The following is a 21,521-nucleotide window of genomic DNA, read 5'->3' as shown; positions in this document are numbered from 1 at the left end:
GGCACCCCCCTCCGCAGCCCCCTAGTAGCAAGGACTGGCCACGTCATGAACGTCGCGAGCGTCACCGAGATGTGGGACCGGCTGACGGGGACACAGCCCGATCCCTCGCGCTGGCTGATCGGCGCGACGGCGCTGCTCGCGCTGGCGGCCGTACTGCTGCGGCGGGTGTGGCAGGTCACGCGCAACGCGGTGACGATCGCGCACGAGGGCGGTCACGGGCTGCTCGCGCTGCTGACCGGGCGGCGCCTGGAGGGCATACGCCTGCACTCGGACACCTCGGGCCTGACCGTCTCGCGCGGCAAGCCGCACGGCGTGGGCATGGTGCTGACGGCCGCCGCCGGGTACACCGCGCCGCCGCTGCTGGGCCTTGCGGGCGCGGGGCTGCTGGCATCCGGCCACATCACCGCGCTGCTGTGGGGCGCGACGGCGCTGCTGCTGGTCATGCTCGTGATGATCCGCAACGCGTACGGGGCGCTGACCGTGGTGGTCACCGGGGCGATCTTCCTGTTGGTGTCCTGGCTGACCAAGGCGCAGGTACAGGCGGCGTTCGCGTATCTGGTGGTGTGGTTCCTGCTGGTCGGCGGCGCGCGGCCGGTCGCCGAGCTGCAACGTACGCGGCGCCGTGAGCGCTCCGGCACCTCGGACGCGGACCAGCTCGCCCGGCTCACGCACACTCCGGCGGCCCTGTGGCTGCTCCTGTTCTACGCGGTCGCGATCTGCTCGCTGGTGGGCGGCGCCCGGTGGCTGCTCCTCCAATAACGCGGTGACCGCGGTGACGGGAGTGACGGGGAACACCCACCGTGACGGCCGTGGCGGCCCCGGCGGAGAGAACGGCCGGGGCAACGGGGGCAGACCGGCGCACAGACCCACGGCACTGGCCCCGCGCATGAGCCCGGCGCACGACCCCGGCGCATGTGGCCGAGAGTGACAGCACCTGTTTCCGGCAGATTTCGCCGCATTCGCCGTCCTATCTCCCTGTGCCTGAGCCACTACGCTTGGGCCCCATGAGCGACAGCACCGCGCAGACCGCCCTCTGGCCGGCCCCGACCGCGCCCCGCGCCGTGGACGCGACCGTCACGGTGCCCGGCTCGAAGTCGGTGACCAACCGCGCTCTGGTGCTCGCCGCGCACTCCACCGAACCCGGATGGGTGCGCCGTCCGCTGCGCAGCCGCGACACGGTCCTGATGGCCGACGCGCTGCGCGCCATGGGCGTGCAGATCGACGAGACGGTCAACCCGTCCGGCGGCGAGGCGTGGCGGATCATCCCGGCCGGGCTGCACGGCCCCGCCCGGATCGACGTCGGCAACGCGGGCACCGTGATGCGCTTCCTGCCGCCGGTCGCCGCGCTCGCCGACGGCCCGGTCCGCTTCGAGGGCGACGCGCGGGCGTACGAGCGTCCGCTGCACGGCGTGATCGACGCGCTGCGCGCGCTGGGGGCCAGGATCGACGACGAGGGCCGCGGCTCCCTGCCGCTGACCGTGAACGGCGCGGGCTCGCTGTCCGGCGGGAGCGTGTCCGTGGACGCGTCGTCGTCCTCGCAGTTCGTCAGCGCGCTGCTGCTGTCCGCGCCGCGGTTCAACCGGGGCCTCGAACTGCGGCACACCGGCCGCAGCCTGCCGTCCCAGCCGCACATCCGGATGACCGTGGACATGCTGCGGAAGGCCGGCGCCAAGGTGGACGCCCCGCAGGACGGCGGCGCGCGCAATGTGTGGCGGGTGGCGCCGAGCGCGCTGCTCGGCCGGGACCTGACGGTGGAGCCCGACCTGTCCAACGCGGCGCCGTTCCTGGCCGCCGCGCTGATCACCGGCGGCCGGGTGACCATCCCGGACTGGCCGCGCCGCACCACCCAGCCGGGTGACGCGCTGCGCACGCTGTTCACCGCGATGGGCGGCTCGTACGAGCTGACCGAGCAGGGGCTGACCCTCAGCGGCACCGGCCGGGTGCTCGGCATCACCGCCGATCTGCACGAGGTCGGCGAGCTGACCCCGGTGATCGCGGCGGTCGCGGCGCTGGCCGAGGGCGAGAGTGTGCTGACCGGCATCGCGCATCTGCGGCTGCACGAGACCGACCGGCTGGCCGCGCTGGCCAAGGAGATCAACGAGCTGGGCGGTGACGTCACCGAGACCGAGGACGGCCTGCGCATCCGGCCGACCACCCTGCACGGCGGGGTCTTCCACACCTACGAGGACCACCGGCTGGCGACCGCCGCGGCCGTCCTGGGCCTGACCGTGGACGGCGTCCAGGTGGAGAACGTGGCGACGACCGCGAAGACCCTGCCCGAATTCCCCGAGCTGTGGACGGCGATGCTCGCGGGCCGCGCGCCCGCGCCGGGGATCTCCACGCCGGGCGCCGTCACCCCGGGCGCCGCCGCACCGGAGACGACCGAGACAGCGGAGACAACCGGCACAGCGGACCCGACGGATACGGCGGACGCGACGGACACGGCAGACACAGCGGACACCACCGCGCCGGGCCGGGGCTGAGGACCGCCGTGCGCCGCTACGGAAAGAACCCCGACGAGGACGACGTCAGAGTCCGCCCCAACGCCAAGGGCAACCGGCCGCGCAGCACGATCAGGCCCAAGCACGAGGACGCCGCCGAGGGCATGGTGCTGACCGTGGACCGCGGGCGGCTGACCGTGCTGGTCGACGACCGCGAGGTGGTCGCGATGAAGGCCCGCGAACTGGGCCGCAAGTCGATGGTGGTCGGCGACCGGGTCGCGGTCGTCGGCGACCTGTCGGGCGCGAAGGACACCCTGGCCCGGATCGTACGGATCGAGCCGCGCAAGTCGGTGCTGCGGCGGACGGCCGACGACGACGACCCGTTCGAGCGGGTGGTGGTCGCCAACGCCGACCAGCTCGCGATCGTCACGGCGCTGGCCGACCCCGAGCCGCGTCCCCGGATGATCGACCGCTGCCTGGTCGCGGCCTTCGACGCGGGTCTGAAGCCGCTGCTGGTGCTCACCAAGTCCGATCTGGCCCCGGCCGCGCCGCTGTTGGAGACGTACGGCGCGCTGGATCTGGCGTATGTGGTGACCAACAGGGACGACTTCCTGACCGGCGGGGTCGACCAGATCCGCGAGCGGCTGGCCGGGCATGTGACGGCCTTCGTCGGCCACAGCGGCGTCGGAAAGACCACGCTGGTCAACGCGCTGGTGGAGCGTCAGCGCACCACCGGCTCGGTGAACGCGGTGACCGGGCGCGGCCGGCACACCACCACCTCGGCGCTCGCACTGCCGCTGCCGGGCGACACGGGATGGGTGATCGACACCCCGGGCGTACGGTCGTTCGGCCTGCACCACATCGATCCGTCGCGGGTCATCCACGCCTTCCCCGACCTGGAGCCGGGCACCGAGGAGTGCCCGCGCGGCTGCTCGCACGACGAGCCGGAGTGCGCGCTGGACGCGTGGGTCGCGGCGGGGCACGCCGAGCCCGCCCGGCTGGACTCGCTGCGGCGGCTGCTGGCCACCCGCGAGCGGCGCGAGGGAGACTGACGTCCTTTCGGCGACCGGAGGGGCGGTTTCCGGGCAGGCTGTGTGATGATCGACAGCGCACACAGGTTTCGGAGACGGAGTGGGAACGGGAGGCACCCGATGGCCTGGCTGCTCGTGGTGGTCGCAGGCATCCTTGAGACGGGGTTCGCGGTCTGCCTCAAGCTGTCGCACGGCTTCACCCGTATCTGGCCGACCATCGCCTTCGCCCTGTTCGCGCTGGGCTCCTTCGGTCTGCTGACGCTGTCGCTGAAGAAGCTGGACGTCGGCCCGGCGTACGCCGTCTGGACCGGCATCGGCGCGGCGGGCACCGCGATCTACGGCATGATCTTCCTCGGCGACGTCGTCTCCACGCTGAAGATCGTGTCCATCTCCTTGGTGATCGCGGGCGTCATCGGCCTCCAGATCTCCGGCTCGGCGCACTGACGGTTCACGGGCGGCGCCCGCGCGGACCGTGGCCCGCTACGGCTCCTCCCCCGTCGCGGGCCACGACAGCAGGCTGCGGACGAGCTGCGCCACCCGCAGACACGCCTCCTCGTCACTGGCGGCGGGCGCGATCACGTACGACAGGGTGAGCCGGATCGCCGCCTCGCAGGCCCATCCGATGTCCTGGGGCCGCAGCCGCGGGTAGCCGCGGACGAGCGCGTCGACCGTACGGGCCTTGAGGGATTCGACCAGGCCGCCGTCGGCGCCGGTGAGGGCGGCGGCGACCACCGGACTGCGCCGGGCGGACCGCAGGGTCCAGCCCGCGGCGCCCGCGAAGCACTCCCCCGCGTCGGCGCCGACCCGGCCCGCGGCGGCCAACTCGCGGTCGACACCGCCCAGATAGCCCTCGGTCTCGCGCCGGGCGAGGGCGCGCGCGAGCCCTTCCTTGCTGCTGAACTCGTTGTAGAGGGTCTGCCGCGACACCCCGGCCGCCGCCGCGACCTCGACCATCCGTACGGCTTCCCAGGGCCGGTCGCCGAGCGCGGCGAACGCCGCGTCCAGGAGCGATTCCCGCGCTGTAGGCATCATTGCCTCCAAGGCGCCACGAGGTGTCCGCGCGATGGCGCGGACAGCGGCCGTGCGGAAAGAATTGACGCGCTGTCCTGGTCTGTCAAGGTTGCGCGCAGGTCGGAGATGACCGGGACCAGGCGAGATCGCTACTGTTCGGCTTATGCCCGAATTCAACGACGATCTGCGCCTGGCCCACGTGCTGGCCGATGCCGCCGACGCCGCGACCATGGCCCGCTTCAAGGCGCTCGACCTCAAGGTCGAGACCAAGCCCGACCTGACGCCGGTGAGCGAGGCGGACAAGGCGGCCGAGGAGCTGATCCGGGGTCAGTTGGCGCGGGCGCGCCCGCGGGACGCGGTGCTCGGCGAGGAGTACGGCAGCCAGGGCGCGGGGCCGCGCCGCTGGGTGATCGACCCGATCGACGGCACCAAGAACTATGTGCGCGGCGTTCCGGTGTGGGCGACCCTGATCGCGCTGATGGTCCGCGGCGAGCAGGGCGACGAGAGCGTGGTCGGCGTGGTCTCCGCGCCCGCGCTCGGCCGCCGCTGGTGGGCGGCGAAGGGCGACGGCGCGTACACCGGCCGCAGCCTGTCGTCGGCGACCCGGCTGCACGTCTCGGGCGTGAGCCGGCTGGAGGACGCGTCGTTCGCGTACTCCTCGCTGAGCGGCTGGGAGGAGCGGGGGCGGCTCGACGGCTTCCTGCGCCTGTCGCGCGACGTCTGGCGCACCCGCGGCTACGGCGACTTCTGGCCGTACATGATGGTCGCCGAGGGTTCGGTGGACATCTGCGCGGAGCCCGAGCTGAGCATGTGGGACATGGCGGCCAACGACGTGATCGTGCGCGAGGCCGGTGGCCGCTTCACCTCGCTCGACGGCGAGCCGGGCCCCTTCGGCGGGAACGCGGCGGCCTCCAACGGCCTGCTGCACGAGGAGCTGCTGGGGTACGTGGGCGGTTCGGACGGCGTCGCCTAGCAGGTCGGAGCGGCGCGGCGCGAGCCGCGCGCGGCGGCGGGTCACCTCGCGGCGGGAGCTTCGCGCGCCCCCTTGCCGGTCCTCCGGGGGCGTGTGACTATGAAGGTGCCCCCGCTTGTGAACTTGTGAAACCGTTCACGCGAGCGTCTCCCGGCTCGCCGGACGGCGGTCCCGTGTGAGGGCTTCACACAAGGAGGTGCCCGTCCCATGCTGGTCCGCGACGCGATGAGCACGGTGGTACTCACCATCGGCCCCGCCCACACCCTCCGCCAGGCCGCCCAGTTGATGTCCGCCCGCCGAGTCGGCGCGGCCATAGTCCTCGACACCGACACCTGCGGTCTCGGCATCCTCACCGAGCGCGACGTCCTCGACGCGATCGGGGACGGCCTCAGCCCCGACCGCGAACTCGCCCACGCCCACACCACGACCGATGTCGTCTTCGCCGCCCCGCAGTGGACCCTCGACGAGGCCGCCGCCGCCATGCTGCACGGCGGTTTCCGTCACCTGGTCGTCCTTGAGGGCCGCGATCCGATCGGCGTGGTCTCCGTCCGCGACATCATCCGCTGCTGGTCCGCGCAGCGGCCCGCGACACCGGCCACGACGCCGTCCGCGTCACCGGCCACGACACCGACCGCGACCGCCCTGACCAGCGCGTAACCGCTTTTCGGAACGGCCGGCACGCTCGGCTTCGGAACGGCACGCACGCGCCTTCGGTTCCGCACGCGGACGCGCAGAAGAGGCCGGAGCCCTTTGGCGTCCGGCCTCTTCGGCCAACGGCGAGCGACGGGTCAGGTGCGGAGGGCCTGGACCGCTGCCTCCAGTCGCTTGCCGTAGTCGGGGTCCGCGCGGCGGAAGTTGTCGACGGCGCGCTCGACGACGTCCTCGCGGGAGACCTTGGCGATGAAGCCCGCCAGGTTGTCGATCAGCCGGGTCTTCTCGTCCTCGGACATGAGCCGGTACAGGGTGCCCGCCTGCCCGAAGTCGTCGTCCTCGGCGTGCGCGGGCGCGGCGGAGTACCGGGTCGCGCCGGACACCTCGACGGACTCCCACAGCGGGCGGCCGGTCTCGGCCGGACCGCCGAAGCTGTTCGGCTCGTAGTTCTTGGCACCCTGGTGGCGGCCGTCGTAGAGGGCGCCGTCCCTGCTGTGCGTCCGCGCCTCGGTGGCGTGCGGGCGGTTGACCGGCAGGTGGTCGGCGTTGACGCCGACCCGGTAGCGGTGCGCGTCGCCGTACGCGAACAGGCGGCCCTGGAGCATCTTGTCCGGGGACGGGCCGATGCCGGGCACGAAGTGCGCGGGGCTGAAGACCGACTGCTCGACCTCGGCGAAGACGTTCTCCGGGTTGCGGTTCAGCTCCAGCCTGCCGATCTCGACCGGCGGGTAGTCCGCGTGCGGCCACACCTTGGTGAGGTCGAACGGGTTGAAGCGGTACGTGGCCGCGTCCGCCGCGGGCATGATCTGCACCTGCACGGTCCAGGACGGGAACGCGCCGCGCTCGATCGCCTCGCGCAGGTCGCGCTGGTGGGAGTCGGGGTCCATGCCCGAGACGCGCACGGCCTCCCCGGTGGCGAGGTTCCTGATCCCCTGGTCGGTCTTGAAGTGGTACTTGACCCAGAAGACCTCTCCGGCCTCGTTGTTCCACTGGTAGGTGTGCGAGCCGTAGCCGTTCATGTGCCGGTAGCTGGCCGGGATGCCGCGGTCGCCGAAGAGCCAGGTCACCTGGTGTGTGGACTCCGGGCTGAGCCCCCAGAAGTCCCAGACGTTGTCCGCCTCCTGGGAGCCGGTGTACGGGTCGCGCTTCTGGGTGTGGATGAAGTCGGGGAACTTCAGGGCGTCCTTGATGAAGAACACCGGGGTGTTGTTGCCGACGAGGTCGTAGTTGCCCTCCTCGGTGTAGAACTTCAGCGCGAAGCCGCGCGGGTCGCGGACGGCGTCGGCCGAGCCGAGGTTGCCCGCGACGGTGGAGAAGCGCAGGAACGTCTCGGTCCGCTTGCCGACCTCGGACAGGAACTTCGCCCGCGTCCAGCGCGAGACGTCACGGGTCAGCGTGAAGGTGCCGTACGCACCGGCGCCGCGCGCGTGCACGACCCGCTCCGGGATGCGCTCGCGGTTGAAGTGCGCGAGCTTCTCCAGCAGGTGCTGGCTCTGGACGAGCACCGGGCCGCCGAGGCCCGCCGTCTCGCTGTTCTGGTTGTCCGCGACCGGCGCCCCGGCCTCCGTGGTCAGCGCACTCGTGGTCAGCGGACCCGTCTCCTGAACCGTCACGTGCTTCTCCTCCAGATCGTCCGGTCCCCCGGCATGCCCATCGGCTCGCGCCGGAGCCGATCCTACTCTGGACAATGTCTAAGTCAAGAAGAGAGCCAATAGAGGATGGGAGTCAGGAACAGACCCTTTCGATCCAGGTTGCCCCGCTGTTACCCTGGCTCGCATGAGCGACCTGCTGGAACGACTGCGCGAACGCGGCTGGCGGCTGACCGCCCAGCGGCGCGTGGTGGCGGAGGTCCTCGACGGCGACCATGTCCATCTCACCGCCGACGAGGTGCACGCGCGTGCCATCGCACGGCTGCCGGAGATCTCCCGCGCCACGGTGTACAACACGCTGGGCGAGATGGTGAGCATCGGCGAGATCATCGAGGTCGCCACCGACGGCCGCGCCAAGCGCTACGACCCCAACGCGCACCGGCCGCACCAGCACCTGGTCTGCTCCCGCTGCGGCACCATCCGCGACGTCCACCCGCACGGCGACCCGCTCGCGGCCCTCCCCCCGACCGAACGCTTCGGCTTCGCGGTCCAGGCGGCCGAGGTCACCTACCGGGGACTGTGCCCGGACTGCTCGTAGGCACGGTCCGCTCGCAGGCCCTGCCGCCGATCCGCTCGGCGGCCCTGCGTACGGCCGGTTCCGTACGGGTCCTGCCGACCCACAAGGTCTCCACCGGGACATCGGCCGGCACCCGGGCCAGCGCCTCGAACACCTCGCGCGCCACGCCCGGATCGGGATCGGTCGCCAACGGGCCGAGCAGGCCGACCAGTTCGGCGGGCTTGGCCAGCCGCCCGATCGCGCGGGCGGCGGCCCTGCGCACCATCGGCGGCCAGTTCTCGGCATGATCGCGCTCGCGGGGTCCGAGCAGCCGCGTCAGCAGCGCCGCGTCGGAGGCGTCCCCGCACTCCCCGAGACCGGCCGCCAGTCCCGCGACGAGCCGGGGCGCGGTCGCCCTGCCGACCTTGCGGAGCTGCCTGCGGTAGACGTCGGCGGGCGGCTCCCCGCGCCGGTACAACTGCCAACGGGCCTGCGCCCGTACCATCCTGGCCCGGTCGGCCAGCGGCGCGACCAGCCGCGTGGCGGGCACGTCGCCGGGCAGCGCGGCCACCGCCAGCTCCCGTACGCCCGCGCCGCGCGCCCACATCAACCGGCCCGCCTGGTCGGGGTCGAGCTCCAGCAGCCGCTGCGCGCAGAGCCTGCGGCAGACCTGGTCGCGGTCGTGCAGCGCGGTCCGCAGCAGGTCGCCGCGGACGTAACTGCCGAGGTCCAGGGCGAGTTCGACGCCGAAGCGGCGGGCCAGCGGGTCGGAGTCGGCGGCCAGCGCCCGCACGGCGCGGCGGTGCGGAGGCTCGCTCAGCACCGCGCGGTACGAGGCGAGCAGCCCGCCCGCCCGGCGCCTGCCGCCGAGCCTGAGCAGCACGCGGACGGCAGCGGCCACCTCGTCCGGCGCGTTGCGGGCCACCAGGGCGGCGGTGGCGCGCTCGCTCACCTCCGGCACCCAGTCGACCGTCCGCAGGGCGAGCGCGGCCACGGCCAGCGGCCCGCCGCACCCGGCCAGGCTCTCGACGGCCCCGGCCCGCACCCGGCCGTCCTCGTCGAGCGAGGCCAGCAGCAGACGCAGCGGATCGACACCGGCGTGGCCGCCGGCGGCCCAGCGGTGGGCGCCGCCGCCGTGCCAGGGCCTGGCGTGCCGGTCGAGCAGCAGCAGGAGGTCGGCGGGAGCGTCGCCGAGCGCGGCGAGCGCCGCGGCCCTGTCGTACGGCGGTCCGTCCTCGACGACGGCGCGCAGGCCCGCGAGCAAGGTCACCGCGTCCTCGCGACGCCCGCCGAGCGCGGCCTCGCACCAGCGCTGCCAGCGTCCCGTGTCCACCACGGTGACACCCGCCTCGGATCGCCCTCGCCGCCTGCGCAGCAATCCCGCCTCCTCGCCCGTCGTACCCGACCAGGATCGCGCGCGAAGGTGCCGCGCCCAAGACGGTTCGGCGGGTCTTTGCCCGAATAAGAAGCCCGCACAAGGAGACTAAGAGAAAGCGCGCGGTGCCGCCGCGCGCGCAGCGCCCAGCGACCCGGCCCCGCAGTCCGGCCGACGACCGGTGTCGCACAGGAAGAAGGCCCGGAAGCCATTGGCTTCCGGGCCTTCTCTTTCCGTAGCGGGGACAGGATTTGAACCTGCGACCTCTGGGTTATGAGCCCAGCGAGCTACCGAGCTGCTCCACCCCGCGTCGTTGTGCCCTCACTGTAGACCAGCGTTCCTGACCAGCGCAAATCCATAGGCGGGCGGCCGTCGGAGCGGGTGGCCATTCCGGCTGAGGGGTGCCCCGGGCGGGGCGCCCCTCAGCCGGAAACGGTCAGGAACCGTACGGATGACCTGGTCAACCGCCGCTGACGACCGTCGGCTCACGCGGTCAGCTCGTGCTTGACCGCGGCGGTCAGCCGGGCCGCGCGCTCGGCGACCTCGGCGGGCCCGTAGGTGACCGCGCGGGAGCACCAGTGCTGCGCCTCGGCCAGCTCGCCGCGCCGGGCGGAGAGCAGCGCCATCCGCAGGGCGGCGCGGCCGTGCCCGGCGTCCGCGGCCCGCGTCCACCACAGGGCGGCCTCGGGCTCGGCGCCCTCGCGGGCCAGCAGCAGCCCGAGGTTGAAGGCCCCGTTGCGCGAACCGGCATCGGCGGCCTGCCGGTACCAGTGCGCCGCGTCCACCACGTCCCCGCGCTTGGCGGCGCACATGCCGAGCCGTACCTGGGCGCGGCGGTGCCCCTGCCGGGCGGCCCGCTCGTACCACTCCTCCGCCTCGACGCTGCCCGTGGCCTCCGCCCCCGCGTCGCCCTCGTCCCGCTCGCGCTGCCTGCGCTCCAGGAGCGCGCCGAGCCGGAAGGCGGCCTCCGGGCTGCCGCCGCCCGCGGCGCACCGCAGGTGCCGCTCGGCGGCGTGGTGGTCGCCGTCGCGCTGGAGCGCGATGGCCACCTGGAGGGCGGCCTCGGCGTGCCCGGCGGCGGCGGCCCGCTCGTACCAGGCGCGCGCGGTGTCGGCTTCCTCGCGCCCGGCGTGCAGGATGCCGAGGTTGAAGGCGGCGTCGATGCTGCCCGCCTCCGCGGCCTTGGAGAACCACGGCTCGGCGCCCATCGCGTCGCCGCGCTGGAGCAGCAGCACGGCCAGCGCGTTGGCGGCCTCGCGGTGCCCGGCATACGCGGCCTTGCGGTACCACTGCTCGGCCTGCGCGTTGCGGCTCTGGCCCGCGCAGAGCAGGCCGAGGTTGTAGGCGCCGTTGATGTCGCCCGCGTCCAGGGCCGTGCGGTACCAGCGCTCGGCGGTCTGCGTCTCGCCCTCCTGGGCGTGCAGCGCGCCGAGCGCGTTGGCGGCCTGGCCGTCGCCCGCCTGGGCGGCGCGCCGCCACCAGGTGGCGGCCTGGTCGATGTCGCCCGCGTCGCGCAGCAGGAACGCCAGCGCGCAGGCGGCCCGCGCCTCGCCGTCCCTGGCGGCCGTCAGATACCAGCGGCCCGCCTCCGCCTGCTCGCCGCGCTCCTCCAGGAGCGTGCCCAGGCGCAGCGCGGCCCGCCGGTGGCGGCGCGCGGCGGCCTGCCGGTACCACTGCTCGGCCTCGTGGTTCTGGCCGCGCGCGGCGCATATCCGGGCGAGGCGGTACGCGGCCTCGCGGTGGCCGTGCTCGGCCGCGGCGCGGAACCAGCGCTCGGCGCCGCTCTCGCGCCGGTGGTCGAGCAGGTCGGCCAGCGCGTACGCGCCCAGCGTGTGGCCGGACTCGGCGGCCTGCCGCAGCCAGTACTCGGCCGCGGGCTCGTCGCCGCGCTCGCGGTAGTGCCGGCCCAGCGCGTGCGCGGCGGGCGCGGAGCCCGCCACGGCGGCGGTCCGCCACCAGTCGGCCGCCTCGTCGGCGTAACCGCGCTGGTGCAGCAGCAGGGCCAGGTTGTTGGCGGCGGCGCGGTCCCCGTGCGTGACGGCGGCGCGCAGGTACGGCTCCGCGCCGTCGAGGTCGCCGCGGCGCAGCAGCAGCGTGCCGAGCGCGCTCATGGCGTACGGGTCGCCGAGGTCGGCGGCGTGCCGGTGGCGCGCCTCGATCTCGGCCTCCTCGCGGAGCGCGAGGCCGTCCTCGTCGGTCGGTTCGGGAAGCCCGGGCAGGTCGTTGAGCCCGGCGGCCGGGGCGGCGACGGGCCCCAGGGACCGGGTGGCCACCGTCCCGGTGGACGCGGTGAGTTCGGCGAACGCGGGCTGCTCAGCCGACGGGCGCGGTGCGGGCAGCAGCGCGGTCGCGGTGACGGGCACGGTCGCGGACGCGGTCACGGGCGTCGAAGCCGACTCCTGGGCCAACCTTTCGGTCGACATGTCGACATCGCCCGTAGAACCACGCCGTTCGTGGATCTGACGAGTGTTCAGCAGTCTTGCACCATCCCCCATGAGGTCCATCGTCGCACCGTCCACTACCGCCGTACACCTGGTATACCGCAACCCGATTGGTCACTTCAGCGGTTTGTCGACTTCCCGACAAGGCGGCTTGCGAAACCCCGTTCACCGAACATCCCCCATATAAGTGAAGAGGGCCAAAGTCAGTTGACTTTGGCCCTCTTCGTACAGTAGCGGGGACAGGATTTGAACCTGCGACCTCTGGGTTATGAGCCCAGCGAGCTACCGAGCTGCTCCACCCCGCGTCGTTGTGTCCTCACCGTACCACGACGCGGAGTGTCACCCGATCAGCCCGCTTGTCGACCCATCAGGTCGATCGGCCCCGTCTTATGTCCCCTTGGCCGCCTTCTCCGCCTCCCGCGCCTGCTTCAGCGCCTCGGAGAGCTTCTTCTGCGCCTCGCCGTACGCCTGCCAGTCGCCCTTCTTCAGCGCCGCCTGACCGTCGTCGTACGCCTTCTGAGCGTCCGTCAGGGCCTGCTCCAGCGTCGCGTCGCCCGGTGGGCTGGTGGTCGGCGGGCTGGTCGTCGGCGGCGGCTGCGTGGTGTCGTCCGGCGGCGGCTTCGTCGTCGACTCGCCGTCGGGGCCGAACACCTCGTCCAGCGCGGCCTTCAGCGTGGGCTGGAAGCCGATCCGGTCGCCGAAGAGCACCACCACGCTCTTCATCAGCGGGTAGTTGTTGCCCGCGCCGCGTACGTACACCGGCTCCACGTACATCAGCCCGCCGTCCATCGGCACGGTGAGCAGATTGCCGTACTCCACGGTGGTGTCCGCGCCCGCCCGTTTGAGCTGGTTGATCTGCGGCGCGACCTTGTTGTCGGAGTTGAGCTTGGCCTGCACCTGTTTGGGCCCGTCGACCGTGGTGTTCGGCGGCAGTTGCAGCACTCTGATCGTGCCGTAGTCCTTGCTGGACGCGTCGGCGTTCACCGCCATGAACGCGCTCAGGTTGGAGCGGTCGTTCGGCGTGAAGGTGGACGTCAGCGAGAACGCCTGCTCCGACTGGTCGGGCATCTTCAGACTCAGGTAGTACGGCGGCACCGCCTTGCCCGTCTGGGCGGCCGGGTCGTCCGGGACCTCCCACACCTCACTGCCGGTGTAGAAGGTGGACGCCTTGGTGACGTGGTACTTGGTGAGCAGTTGCCGCTGCACCTTGAACAGGTCCTGCGGGTAGCGCAGGTGGTCCATCAGCTCGGCGCTGATCTTGTCCTTCGGCTGCACCGTGTGCGGGAACGCCTTCATCCACGTCTTGAGCACCGGGTCCTGGGTGTCCCACTGGTAGAGCGTGACCTCACCGGTGTACGCGTTCACGGTCGCCTTGACCGAGTTGCGGATGTAGTTGACCTGATTCTGCTGCGCGATGACGGACCGCTGGTCGTCGGTGAGCGAGTCGGTCGTGGTGTCGCCGAGCGTGGTGCGCGACGCGTACGGATAGCCGTTGGTGGTGGTGTAGGCGTCGACGATCCACTCCACCTGGCCGTTGACCACGGCCGGGTACGGGTCGCCGTCGATGGTCAGCCAGGGCGCGACCGACTCCACCCGCTCCTTGGGAGTGCGGTTGTAGAGGATCTTCGAGCCCTTGCCGATCGCCCCCGAGTACAGGATCTGCGGCTCGCCGAACTGCACCGCGTACGCCGCCCGCGTCAGCGGGTTGGACAGGTCCACGCCGCTCTTGCCGGTGTACGTGAACGGCTTCTCGCCGCCCGCGTCGGTGTAGTCGATCTCCTGGGTCGGACCGCCGACGATCGAGTACTGCGTCGTCCGCTCGCCGTAGTAGACCCGCTGCTCGTACGTGCCGAGCTGGCCGGTGGTCGGCAGGTCCTTCTCGGTGAAGGCCGGTGAGCCGTCACTGGACACATCGGTGCCCTTGGCGGCGACGATGCCGTAGCCGTGGGTGTACTTGAAGTGGTCGTTGATCCAGTTGTTCTCGGGGATGCCGTTGATGTTCAGCTCGCGCAGGCCGACGACCGTGTCCTGCTCCTTGCCCTTGGCGTCGCTGTAGCGGTCGACGTCGAGCGTGGAGGGGAAGGCGTAGTAGCCGCGCGTCTGCTGCAACTGCTGGTACGTGGGCGAGACCACGTTCGGGTCCAGCACGCGCACGCTCGCCGTGGTGTCCGCGTCGGCCCGCAGCTTTTCCGTACTGGACTCGCTGGTGCCGCTGTACGGCTTCACCTGGCTGTCCTTGATGCCGTACGCGGCCCGCGTGGCATCGATGTTCTTCTGGATGTACGGCGCTTCCTTGGCCGCCTCGTTCGGCTGCACCTGGAACTTCTGCACGATGGCCGGGTAGAGGCCGCCGATCAGGATCGCCGAGAGCACCATCAGGCCGAAGCCGATCATCGGCAGCGACCAGGTGCGGCGCCAGAGCGTCGCGAAGAACAGCAGCGCGCAGATCACCGCGATGCAGAACAGGATCGTTTTGGCGGGCAGATACGCGTTCGCGTCCACGTACCGCAGACCGGTCCAGTTGTCGGTGGCCTTGAAGCCGCTGGACTTCACCGCGAGGCCGTAGCGGTCCAGCCAGTAGGCGACCGCCTTGAGCGAGATGAAGATGCCCAGCAGGACCGACAGATGCCCGGTGGCGGCGGCCGTGGCCCGGCCGCCGGGCGAGGTGATCCGCAGCCCGCCGTACAGGTAGTGCACCAGGGCGGCGGCGACCAGCGAGAGCACCACGGCCGCGAAGCCGAAGCTCAGCAGGAAGCGGTACCAGGGCAGGTCGAAGGCGTAGAAGGACACGTCCTTGTGGAACTGCGGGTCCTTGACGTTGAACTTCGTGGCGTTCGTCCACAGCAGCCACAGCCGCCACTGCCCCGAGGCCGATCCGCCGGCGATGAGCCCGACCACCGCGCAGACCCCGAGGAGCACCCACTTCTTGTACGGCGCGAGACCCATCCGGTAGCGGTCGAGGCTCTGCTGCTCCAGCGACATCGCGCTGAGCGGCGGGCGGAGCCGGTGTGCCAGATAGATGTTCACGCCGACCGCTCCGGCCATCAGCAGGCCGAAGACGAAGAACAGACCGACCTTGGTCCAGAGCGTGGTGGTGAAGACCGACGAGTAGTGAACCGATCGGTACCAGAGCCAGTCGGTCCAGAATCCCGCGAAGATCACGAACGCGATCATCAGACCGGCGAGCACGCCGATCGTGATGAGCAACGTCCGGGTCCGCCGGGATGGGCGGCCGACTCTGATCCGTGGCCCCGACGATCCTCCGCCGCGGTCCGGCATCTCGAATACCAAGGTGCGCACCTCGAATTGTCCGTATTTCTGGGGTGTCCCGGGTCGGACTCCCACTGGTGCAACTTACCTACGCTTTGGCCGGTTCCCGATTCCGGCAAGGGAAGAGGCAGGATACTGACCATGTCCAACAATGCGACCGATGGTGCACCGCTCGCGGCGAGCCCGCTGACCCGTGCCGTACTGGAAATCGACGAGTACGCGTCCGGCCTCGGCTGGGACCGGCCCGCACGGCTGTTCGCCCTTGTCGACACCGCGCAGCTCCGTACGCAGGAACCCGGCCTCGCCGATCAACTCGGCCTGACCGAGACGAACGAGACGGGGTCGCTGACCCCGATCGAGCAGGACGAGCTGCCGTCCGGCACGGCGCTCGACGAGTTCCTGGCGACGATCGCGTGGCCCGAGGTGATCGCGGGCTGCGCGCTGACCGTGGAGCGGCTGATGCTGCCGCCCGCCGCCGAGGCGGCCATCCCCGAGGGCCTGGACGACGCCTCGCTGGCCACGTGGGTGGCGGCGCACCCGCAGCGCCAGGAGGTGCGGATGACGGTCGCGGTGCTGCGGGACGGCGCGCGGGAGTCGGCCGTACGGCTGCGGGCCAAGGACACGCCGACCGAGGTGCTGACCGGTTCCGATCTGGTGCCGGGTCTGGCGGAGGCGCTGTCGGCGACCTTCGAGGTCTGAGCGCCCGGTGTGGCGCCGCCGGGCTGAACCGACCTGAGCTGACCGGGACTGAGCGGACCGGGACTGCGCCGGTCTCAGCTCTTGCAGCTCGGCAGCGCCGCGTCGTTGCCCGACTTGATGTCCTTCAGCGCCGCCAAGGCGTCGTCGAGGGTCTTCACCTTCACCAGGGTGAGGCCCGAGGGGATGCTCTTGGCGGCCTCTTCGCAGTTGTCGGCCGGGGTGAGGAAGAACTGCGCGCCCTTGTCGCGCGCGCCGATCGTCTTCAGGCTGATGCCGCCGATCGGTCCGACCTTGCCGTTGTCGTCGATGGTGCCGGTGCCCGCGACGAATTTGCCGCCGGTCAGGTCGTCGGGCGTCAGCTTGTCGATGATGCCGAGCGCGAACATCATGCCCGCGCTGGGTCCGCCGACGTCGGCGAGCTTGATGTCGATGGTGAACGGGTACAGGTGCTCGACGCCCGCCTGGATGCCGACCACGGCGCGCGACGGGCCGCCGTCGTCCGAGGCGCGGGTGGTGATGGTCACCTTCTGCGTGGTGTCCAGCTTCTTCTTCGCGTCGGCGGCCGGGATGATCGTGAAGACCACCTTCTCGCCCGGCTTGTGCTTGGTGACCAGGCCCGCGACCTGGTCGGCCTTGGTGATCGCGGTGCCGTCGACGGCCTTGATCACATCGCCCGCGTGCAGTTCGCCTTCGGACGCCCCGCCGCTGACGACGGCCGCCACGATCACCCGCGAGGGAACGGGGATCTTCAGCGAGGTCAGCGCCGCGTACTTGGCGCTGTCCTGTGACTGGCTGAACTCCTCGGCGTTCTGCTGGTCGGCCTCCTGGGCCGTCTGCCCCTTCGGGTACAGCGTGTCGTGCTCCACGACCTTGTCGTCCCGCCGCGCCCAGCCGAGCAGCGACTCCACCAGGTTCATGGAGTAGTCGGCGCCGGTGACCCGCACGGTGGTCATGTTGAGGTGACCCGAGGTCGCGTACGTCTTGTGGCCGCCGATCTGGATGACCATTTCGCCGTCGTAGCTCCCGAGCGTGTTCACCGTCGGTCCCGGCGACATCTCCGAGTACGGTGCGGGAGCCAGCAGCGCGATGCACAGCAGCGCTATCAGCGTCAGTGTCGAGGCGAGCAGCGTCGCGGTGCGGCGTGGCATGGCACGACCCTACGGGAACCGCCGGACAACCGGCCCGCGGGGTGAGTCCGGACGGGTACGCGGCCGTGCGGCGCCTGTTCTGCCGTCCCGGTGCCCGGTCCTCAGACCGTCTCGGTGTCCGGCTTCTCCGCCGACTCGGCCTGCATGGCCTGCCGGAACCGCTCGTACCCGGCGAGCGACGCGCCGTCCCCGGTGGTGCGGGTGTGCGACGCCCAGCGTGCCCAGACCGCGGCGAACACCGCGGCGACCAACGGAATGAGCAACCAAGCGAGTGCTGCCACGTCGAACTCCCGACCCCATGTACACCAAAACGGACGTATGAGCAGATTAACCGCTCTGTGCACCAACGGCCCGGTGGGGTACGGGGTTACGCCCCCGCGCGTCGCTCACGATCCGCCGGACAGGCCCTAGACGCCGACCCATTCCTCGGTGCCGTCGGTGAATGTCTGGTGCTTCCAGATCGGGACCTCGCTCTTGAGGTCGTCGATGAAGCGGCGGCTGGCCTCGAACGCCTCGCCGCGGTGCGGGCAGGAGACGGCGACGATCACCGCGATGTCGCCGACCCGCAGTTCACCCACCCGGTGGACGGCGGCCAGCGCGCGTACCGGGTAGTCGGCGGCGATCTTCTCGGCGATCCCGCGCAGTTCGGCCTCCGCGCTGGGGTGCGCCGAGTACGCCAGACCGGTGACCTCGGCGGCCGAACCGCCGTCGTGGTCGCGTACCGTCCCGACGAACAGCGCCGTGCCGCCGGCCGCGTCGTCGCCGACCGAGGCGAAGACCTCGTCCAGCGACAGCGGGGTGTCGCGGATCGCGAGCAGCCGGATCGGACCGTCGGCGGCCCGGGCGCGGTCGGCGGGGGCGGCGTGTTCGTCGTGCGTGGATGCCATGCGGCACATGCTGCCTCATATGCCCGCGATACGGAAAGCGGCTTCCACCGCCGCGGGGCGACGGACGCGCCTTCGGATCTAGAGGCCGCGCCGCTTGCGGGCCCTGCGCACCAGCGCCGCCGTACCGACCAGCGCGACCGTGGCGCCCGCCGCGCCCAGCGTCGTGGCGTCCTTGCGGCCGAGCCTGCGGCCCGCGAGCGAATTGCGGCCCTCGACCTCGGCGAGCAGCTCGGCCAGCACCTCCTCGTTGGACCACTGCGGGCGCCAGCCCGCCTCGTGCAGGCGGCTGCCGCTGACCACCCACGGGTGCATCGTGTACGCGAGGTCCCCCGCGGGCGACGGGGTCAGGCCGAGGCGGTGCAGCCGGGCGGCGGCGCCGAAGGCGATGGCCGCGGGCAGTTCCATGCGCCGGATCCCGGTCAGCTCCTCGATCTCCTCCTGCTCCAGCCAGCCGTCGCAGCCCACCGCCATCTCGCCGTCGACCTTCTCCAGGACGGCGTACTCCAGCGCCGACACCAGGTCCTCGACGTGGCAGAACTGCCAGCACGGCCTGCTGCCCGCCACCACCAGCAGCCGCGGCGACTCGAAGTAGCGGGTCAGCGCGGTGTCCGTGCCGCCGACCAGGACGGCCGGGCGCAGAACCGTCACATTGAGGCCGGGGTGGGCGCGCGGGGCGCGGCGGCCGAGCCGTTCGATCTCCAGCAGGTCGTCCACGAAGCTGGCCTCCGAGGTGGCCCGCAGCGGGGCGTCCTCGGCGAGCGGCACGTCGTTGTCGGCCTGGGCGCCGTAGACCATCGCCGAGGTGCACAGCACCACACGGTGCACGCCCGCGGCAGCGGCGGCGGTCAGTACGGTCTGCGTACCGCGCACATTGAACGCGGACCGCGCCTTGGCGTCGGATTCCAGGTCCAGGTCGAGCGCGAGGTGGACGACGACGTCCGCGCCGCGCAATTTGTCGGCGATGACCGGGTCCCGCACGTCGAGCACCCGCCAGGTCGCACCGGGCACGTCACCGCGCCGTTCGTCGATCGCCACGACCTTCTTGACCTGGTCGGATTCCACGAGCCTGAGCGCCAGCTGGCGGCCCACGCCGGACGCGGCGCCGGTGATCGCGACCACCGGTCCCGACGCGGCCCTGCCCGCGCTCCGCTCTGGGCGAACGTGTCCTTCTGGGGAACTCACCGGGTGTCTCCCACGGTTGTTTCAAGTACGGGTGCGGCTGGCGCACGCCATCGGCGTGACGTCGGTACGCAGCCATCCTGCCTGACACGTGTCTAGGCTGGAGGTACTGCCCGTACACCGAGCCCGACACAACCCCAGCCCATCACAACACAGAGCCGAGGAATCCCGTGAGTGACAACCCATTCGGATTCGGCGTCCCTCCCGAGGAGCCCGAGGACGGGGACGACGGCCGGAAGAACAAGGGCGAAGGGGGCCAGGGCGGAGCGCCGAACCCGTTCGGCTTCGGTGGCGTCGGCGGCGGCGCCGCCGGCGACAACCCGTTCGCGGCGATGTTCGGCTCGCTCAACCCCAACGACCTGGGGGCCGCCTTCCAGCAGCTCGGCCAGATGCTGTCCTACGACGGCGGCCCGGTGAACTGGGACATGGCCAAGGACATCGCCCGCCAGACGGTCGCCCAGGGCACCCAGGACGGCGTCAAGGACGCGACCGTCGGCCGCGCCGACCGCTCGTGGGTCGAGGAGGCCGTACGGCTGGCGGATCTGTGGCTGGACAGCGCCACCTCGCTGCCGTCCGGGTCCGGCTCCGCGGTGGCCTGGAGCCGCGCGGAGTGGGTCGAGGCGACGCTTCCGGTGTGGAAGGAACTGGTCGACCCGGTCGCCGAGCGCGTCGCCGGGGCGATGGGCGATGTGCTGCCCGAGGAGATGCAGGCCATGTCCGGCCCGCTGATCGGGATGATGCGCTCGATGGGCGGCGCGATGTTCGGCTCCCAGATCGGGCAGGCGCTCGGCACCCTGGCCGGTGAGGTCGTCGGCTCCACCGATGTCGGCCTTCCCCTGGGCCCGGCGGGCAAGGCCGCGCTGCTCCCCGCGAATGTGACCGCCTTCGGCGAGGGCCTGGGCGTCCCGCAGGAGGAGGTGCGGCTCTACCTGGCGCTGCGCGAGAGCGCCCACCAGCGGCTCTTCGCGCACGTGCCGTGGCTGCGCGCGCATCTGTTCGGCGCCGTGGAGGGTTACGCGCGCGGGATCAAGGTCGACACCGCGCGGCTGGAGGAGGCGGTGGGGCAGCTCGACCCCTCGCAGCCCGAGCAGCTTCAGGAAGCGCTTCAGCAGGGCATGTTCCAGCCCGAGGACACCCCGGCGCAGAAGGCGGCGCTGGCCCGCCTGGAGACGGCCCTCGCGCTCGTCGAGGGCTGGGTGGACGCGGTCGTGCACGAGGCCGCCGCCCCGCACCTGCCGTCCGCGGGCGCGCTGCGCGAGACGCTGCGCCGCCGCCGCGCCACCGGCGGTCCCGCCGAGCAGACCTTCGCCACCCTGATCGGTCTTGAGCTGCGGCCCCGCAGGCTGCGGGACGCCTCCCGGCTGTGGGCCTCGCTGACCGACGCCCGCGGTGTCGACGGCCGCGACGGCCTGTGGGCGCACCCCGACATGCTGCCGACCGCCGCCGACCTGGACGACCCGGACGGCTTCGTACACAGCGAGGGCGTCGACTTCTCCGAGCTGGACAAGATGCTCGGCGAGGCCGCGAGCGGCGGCGACCGCAAGCCCGAGGCGCCCGGCGACGCGGCCGACAAGGGCGAGAACCCCGACGAGGACGGCGACTCCGGCAAGTGAGCCTTCTGCACGCGGACGCGGTCGGCGTCCTGGAGCGGTGGAGTGCGCCCGACGAGGGGCAGGAGCGGCTGCGCGAGGAGTATCTGGCACACCTGGCGGCGTATCCCGACGGCATGTGGAAGGCGTGCGCCGACGGGCACATCACGGCGAGCGCGCTGGTGGTCGACCCGCCGCGCGAGCGCGCCCTGCTGACGCTGCACGCCAAGCTGCGCATGTGGCTCCAGACCGGCGGCCACTGCGAGCCGCAGGACACCACCCTGGCCGGGGCGGCGCTGCGGGAGAGCGCGGAGGAGTCCGGGATCGCCGGTCTCGGCCTGCTGCGGCCCGAGCCGGTGGCTCTGGACCGGCACCGTACGCCCTGCGCGTGGCATCTGGACGTGCAGTACGCGGTCGTCGCCCCCGAGGGCGCCGTCGAGGCGATCAGCGACGAGTCGCTGGATCTGCGCTGGTTCGGCTACGACGAGGTCGCGGCGGTCGCCGACAGCTCCGTACAGGCGCTGCTGGGCCGGATACGCGCGCTGACGCGGAGCGCCTGACACGGGCCGGAAAGAGGTGGGGGGTGGGTGGCGCTGGGGGGGGTAGCCCGCTCCCCTTTTTTTCTCTTTTTTCGCCCCCCCTCCCCCTACCCGCCCCGCCTCCGCTGGCCCTCCCACGGCG

19 protein-coding genes and 2 tRNA genes are annotated in these 21,521 nt (G+C 72.0%); 10 read left to right on the top strand and 11 right to left on the bottom strand.

The window, feature by feature from the left end:
• Window positions 1-45: 45 nt before the first annotated feature.
• The 4 genes from ACZ37P_RS36965 to ACZ37P_RS36950 all read left to right on the top strand — a co-directional run bounded on the left by ACZ37P_RS36965 (window position 46) and on the right by ACZ37P_RS36950 (window position 3,916).
• On the top strand, window positions 46-759 hold the full coding sequence (locus tag ACZ37P_RS36965) for a M50 family metallopeptidase (RefSeq protein WP_467350846.1): 714 nt from the start codon (window positions 46-48) through the stop codon (window positions 757-759).
• 245 nt (window positions 760-1,004) lie between these two features.
• Entirely contained in the window at window positions 1,005-2,483 is a 1,479-nt protein-coding gene (gene aroA / locus ACZ37P_RS36960) for a 3-phosphoshikimate 1-carboxyvinyltransferase (protein WP_391044350.1), read from the top strand.
• A gap of 8 nt (window positions 2,484-2,491) precedes the next feature.
• Window positions 2,492-3,493, top strand: coding sequence for a ribosome small subunit-dependent GTPase A (gene rsgA, locus ACZ37P_RS36955; RefSeq protein ID WP_355347356.1), 1,002 nt, complete (start codon window positions 2,492-2,494; stop codon window positions 3,491-3,493).
• A 99-nt stretch (window positions 3,494-3,592) separates the two neighbouring features.
• The gene (locus ACZ37P_RS36950) at window positions 3,593-3,916 is read left to right on the top strand and encodes a DMT family transporter (protein ID WP_355347359.1); all 324 of its coding nucleotides are present in this window, start codon (window positions 3,593-3,595) and stop codon (window positions 3,914-3,916) included.
• Window positions 3,917-3,952: 36 nt separating this feature from the next.
• Here the strand turns inward: ACZ37P_RS36950 and ACZ37P_RS36945 are convergent, their stop codons facing one another.
• On the bottom strand, window positions 3,953-4,501 hold the full coding sequence (locus ACZ37P_RS36945; RefSeq protein ID WP_391161617.1) for a TetR/AcrR family transcriptional regulator: 549 nt from the start codon (window positions 4,499-4,501) through the stop codon (window positions 3,953-3,955).
• Window positions 4,502-4,646: 145 nt separating this feature from the next.
• On the opposite strand from ACZ37P_RS36945, the gene hisN reads away from it, so the two are divergent.
• Both hisN and ACZ37P_RS36935 read left to right on the top strand, forming a co-directional pair.
• Window positions 4,647-5,456 (top strand): histidinol-phosphatase, encoded by an 810-nt coding sequence (gene hisN / locus ACZ37P_RS36940; protein ID WP_401725533.1) that lies wholly within the window; start codon window positions 4,647-4,649, stop codon window positions 5,454-5,456.
• Window positions 5,457-5,663: 207 nt separating this feature from the next.
• Window positions 5,664-6,113 carry a CBS domain-containing protein gene (locus ACZ37P_RS36935; RefSeq protein WP_391161618.1) on the top strand — a complete coding sequence of 150 codons (450 nt, stop codon included), beginning with the start codon at window positions 5,664-5,666 and terminating at the stop codon, window positions 6,111-6,113.
• A 131-nt stretch (window positions 6,114-6,244) separates the two neighbouring features.
• Here the strand turns inward: ACZ37P_RS36935 and ACZ37P_RS36930 are convergent, their stop codons facing one another.
• Window positions 6,245-7,696, bottom strand: coding sequence for a catalase (locus ACZ37P_RS36930; RefSeq protein ID WP_355347428.1), 1,452 nt, complete (start codon window positions 7,694-7,696; stop codon window positions 6,245-6,247).
• A 187-nt stretch (window positions 7,697-7,883) separates the two neighbouring features.
• Between ACZ37P_RS36930 and ACZ37P_RS36925 the strand changes: the two genes are divergently transcribed.
• Window positions 7,884-8,294: a Fur family transcriptional regulator gene (locus ACZ37P_RS36925; RefSeq protein ID WP_355347371.1), complete on the top strand. Its 411-nt coding sequence runs from the start codon at window positions 7,884-7,886 to the stop codon at window positions 8,292-8,294.
• Here ACZ37P_RS36925 and ACZ37P_RS36920 read toward each other — a convergent pair.
• The 5 genes from ACZ37P_RS36920 to ACZ37P_RS36900 form a co-directional block, all read right to left on the bottom strand.
• Complete coding sequence (locus tag ACZ37P_RS36920) at window positions 8,260-9,588, bottom strand: HEAT repeat domain-containing protein (protein WP_467350841.1); 1,329 nt, start codon at window positions 9,586-9,588, stop codon at window positions 8,260-8,262. The genes ACZ37P_RS36925 and ACZ37P_RS36920 overlap by 35 nt on opposite strands.
• Before the next feature lie 275 nt (window positions 9,589-9,863).
• Window positions 9,864-9,937 (bottom strand) — tRNA-Met (locus tag ACZ37P_RS36915).
• Between the two features lie 175 nt (window positions 9,938-10,112).
• On the bottom strand, window positions 10,113-12,050 hold the full coding sequence (locus tag ACZ37P_RS36910; protein ID WP_467350840.1) for a tetratricopeptide repeat protein: 1,938 nt from the start codon (window positions 12,048-12,050) through the stop codon (window positions 10,113-10,115).
• Between the two features lie 249 nt (window positions 12,051-12,299).
• Window positions 12,300-12,373, bottom strand: a tRNA-Met gene (locus ACZ37P_RS36905).
• Between the two features lie 82 nt (window positions 12,374-12,455).
• Window positions 12,456-15,347 carry a UPF0182 family membrane protein gene (locus tag ACZ37P_RS36900; protein ID WP_467350886.1) on the bottom strand — a complete coding sequence of 964 codons (2,892 nt, stop codon included), beginning with the start codon at window positions 15,345-15,347 and terminating at the stop codon, window positions 12,456-12,458.
• A gap of 132 nt (window positions 15,348-15,479) precedes the next feature.
• On the opposite strand from ACZ37P_RS36900, the gene ACZ37P_RS36895 reads away from it, so the two are divergent.
• A complete protein-coding gene (locus ACZ37P_RS36895; RefSeq protein WP_355347380.1) occupies window positions 15,480-16,037 on the top strand; it encodes a PPA1309 family protein in 558 nt (185 codons plus the stop codon).
• 74 nt (window positions 16,038-16,111) lie between these two features.
• Here ACZ37P_RS36895 and ACZ37P_RS36890 read toward each other — a convergent pair whose 3' ends face one another.
• The 4 genes from ACZ37P_RS36890 to ACZ37P_RS36875 form a co-directional block, all read right to left on the bottom strand.
• Entirely contained in the window at window positions 16,112-17,185 is a 1,074-nt protein-coding gene (locus tag ACZ37P_RS36890) for a YlbL family protein (protein ID WP_401306521.1), read from the bottom strand.
• A gap of 101 nt (window positions 17,186-17,286) precedes the next feature.
• Entirely contained in the window at window positions 17,287-17,466 is a 180-nt protein-coding gene (locus tag ACZ37P_RS36885; RefSeq protein WP_355347386.1) for a hypothetical protein, read from the bottom strand.
• A gap of 126 nt (window positions 17,467-17,592) precedes the next feature.
• Window positions 17,593-18,072, bottom strand: coding sequence for a molybdenum cofactor biosynthesis protein MoaE (locus ACZ37P_RS36880; protein WP_401306525.1), 480 nt, complete (start codon window positions 18,070-18,072; stop codon window positions 17,593-17,595).
• A gap of 78 nt (window positions 18,073-18,150) precedes the next feature.
• Complete coding sequence (locus ACZ37P_RS36875; protein ID WP_355347392.1) at window positions 18,151-19,254, bottom strand: SDR family oxidoreductase; 1,104 nt, start codon at window positions 19,252-19,254, stop codon at window positions 18,151-18,153.
• Between the two features lie 167 nt (window positions 19,255-19,421).
• Between ACZ37P_RS36875 and ACZ37P_RS36870 the strand changes: the two genes are divergently transcribed.
• A complete protein-coding gene (locus ACZ37P_RS36870; protein ID WP_355347395.1) occupies window positions 19,422-20,864 on the top strand; it encodes a zinc-dependent metalloprotease in 1,443 nt (480 codons plus the stop codon).
• On the top strand, window positions 20,861-21,400 hold the full coding sequence (locus ACZ37P_RS36865) for an NUDIX hydrolase (RefSeq protein ID WP_391044330.1): 540 nt from the start codon (window positions 20,861-20,863) through the stop codon (window positions 21,398-21,400). The genes ACZ37P_RS36870 and ACZ37P_RS36865 overlap by 4 nt, the downstream gene beginning before the upstream one ends.
• Window positions 21,401-21,521 lie beyond the last annotated feature (121 nt).

The sequence above is a fragment of the Streptomyces sp. NPDC024632 genome (assembly GCF_055559175.1).
The sequence above is the reverse complement of the archived record's forward strand: the minus strand, read 5'-3'. Positions and strand labels throughout refer to the sequence as shown.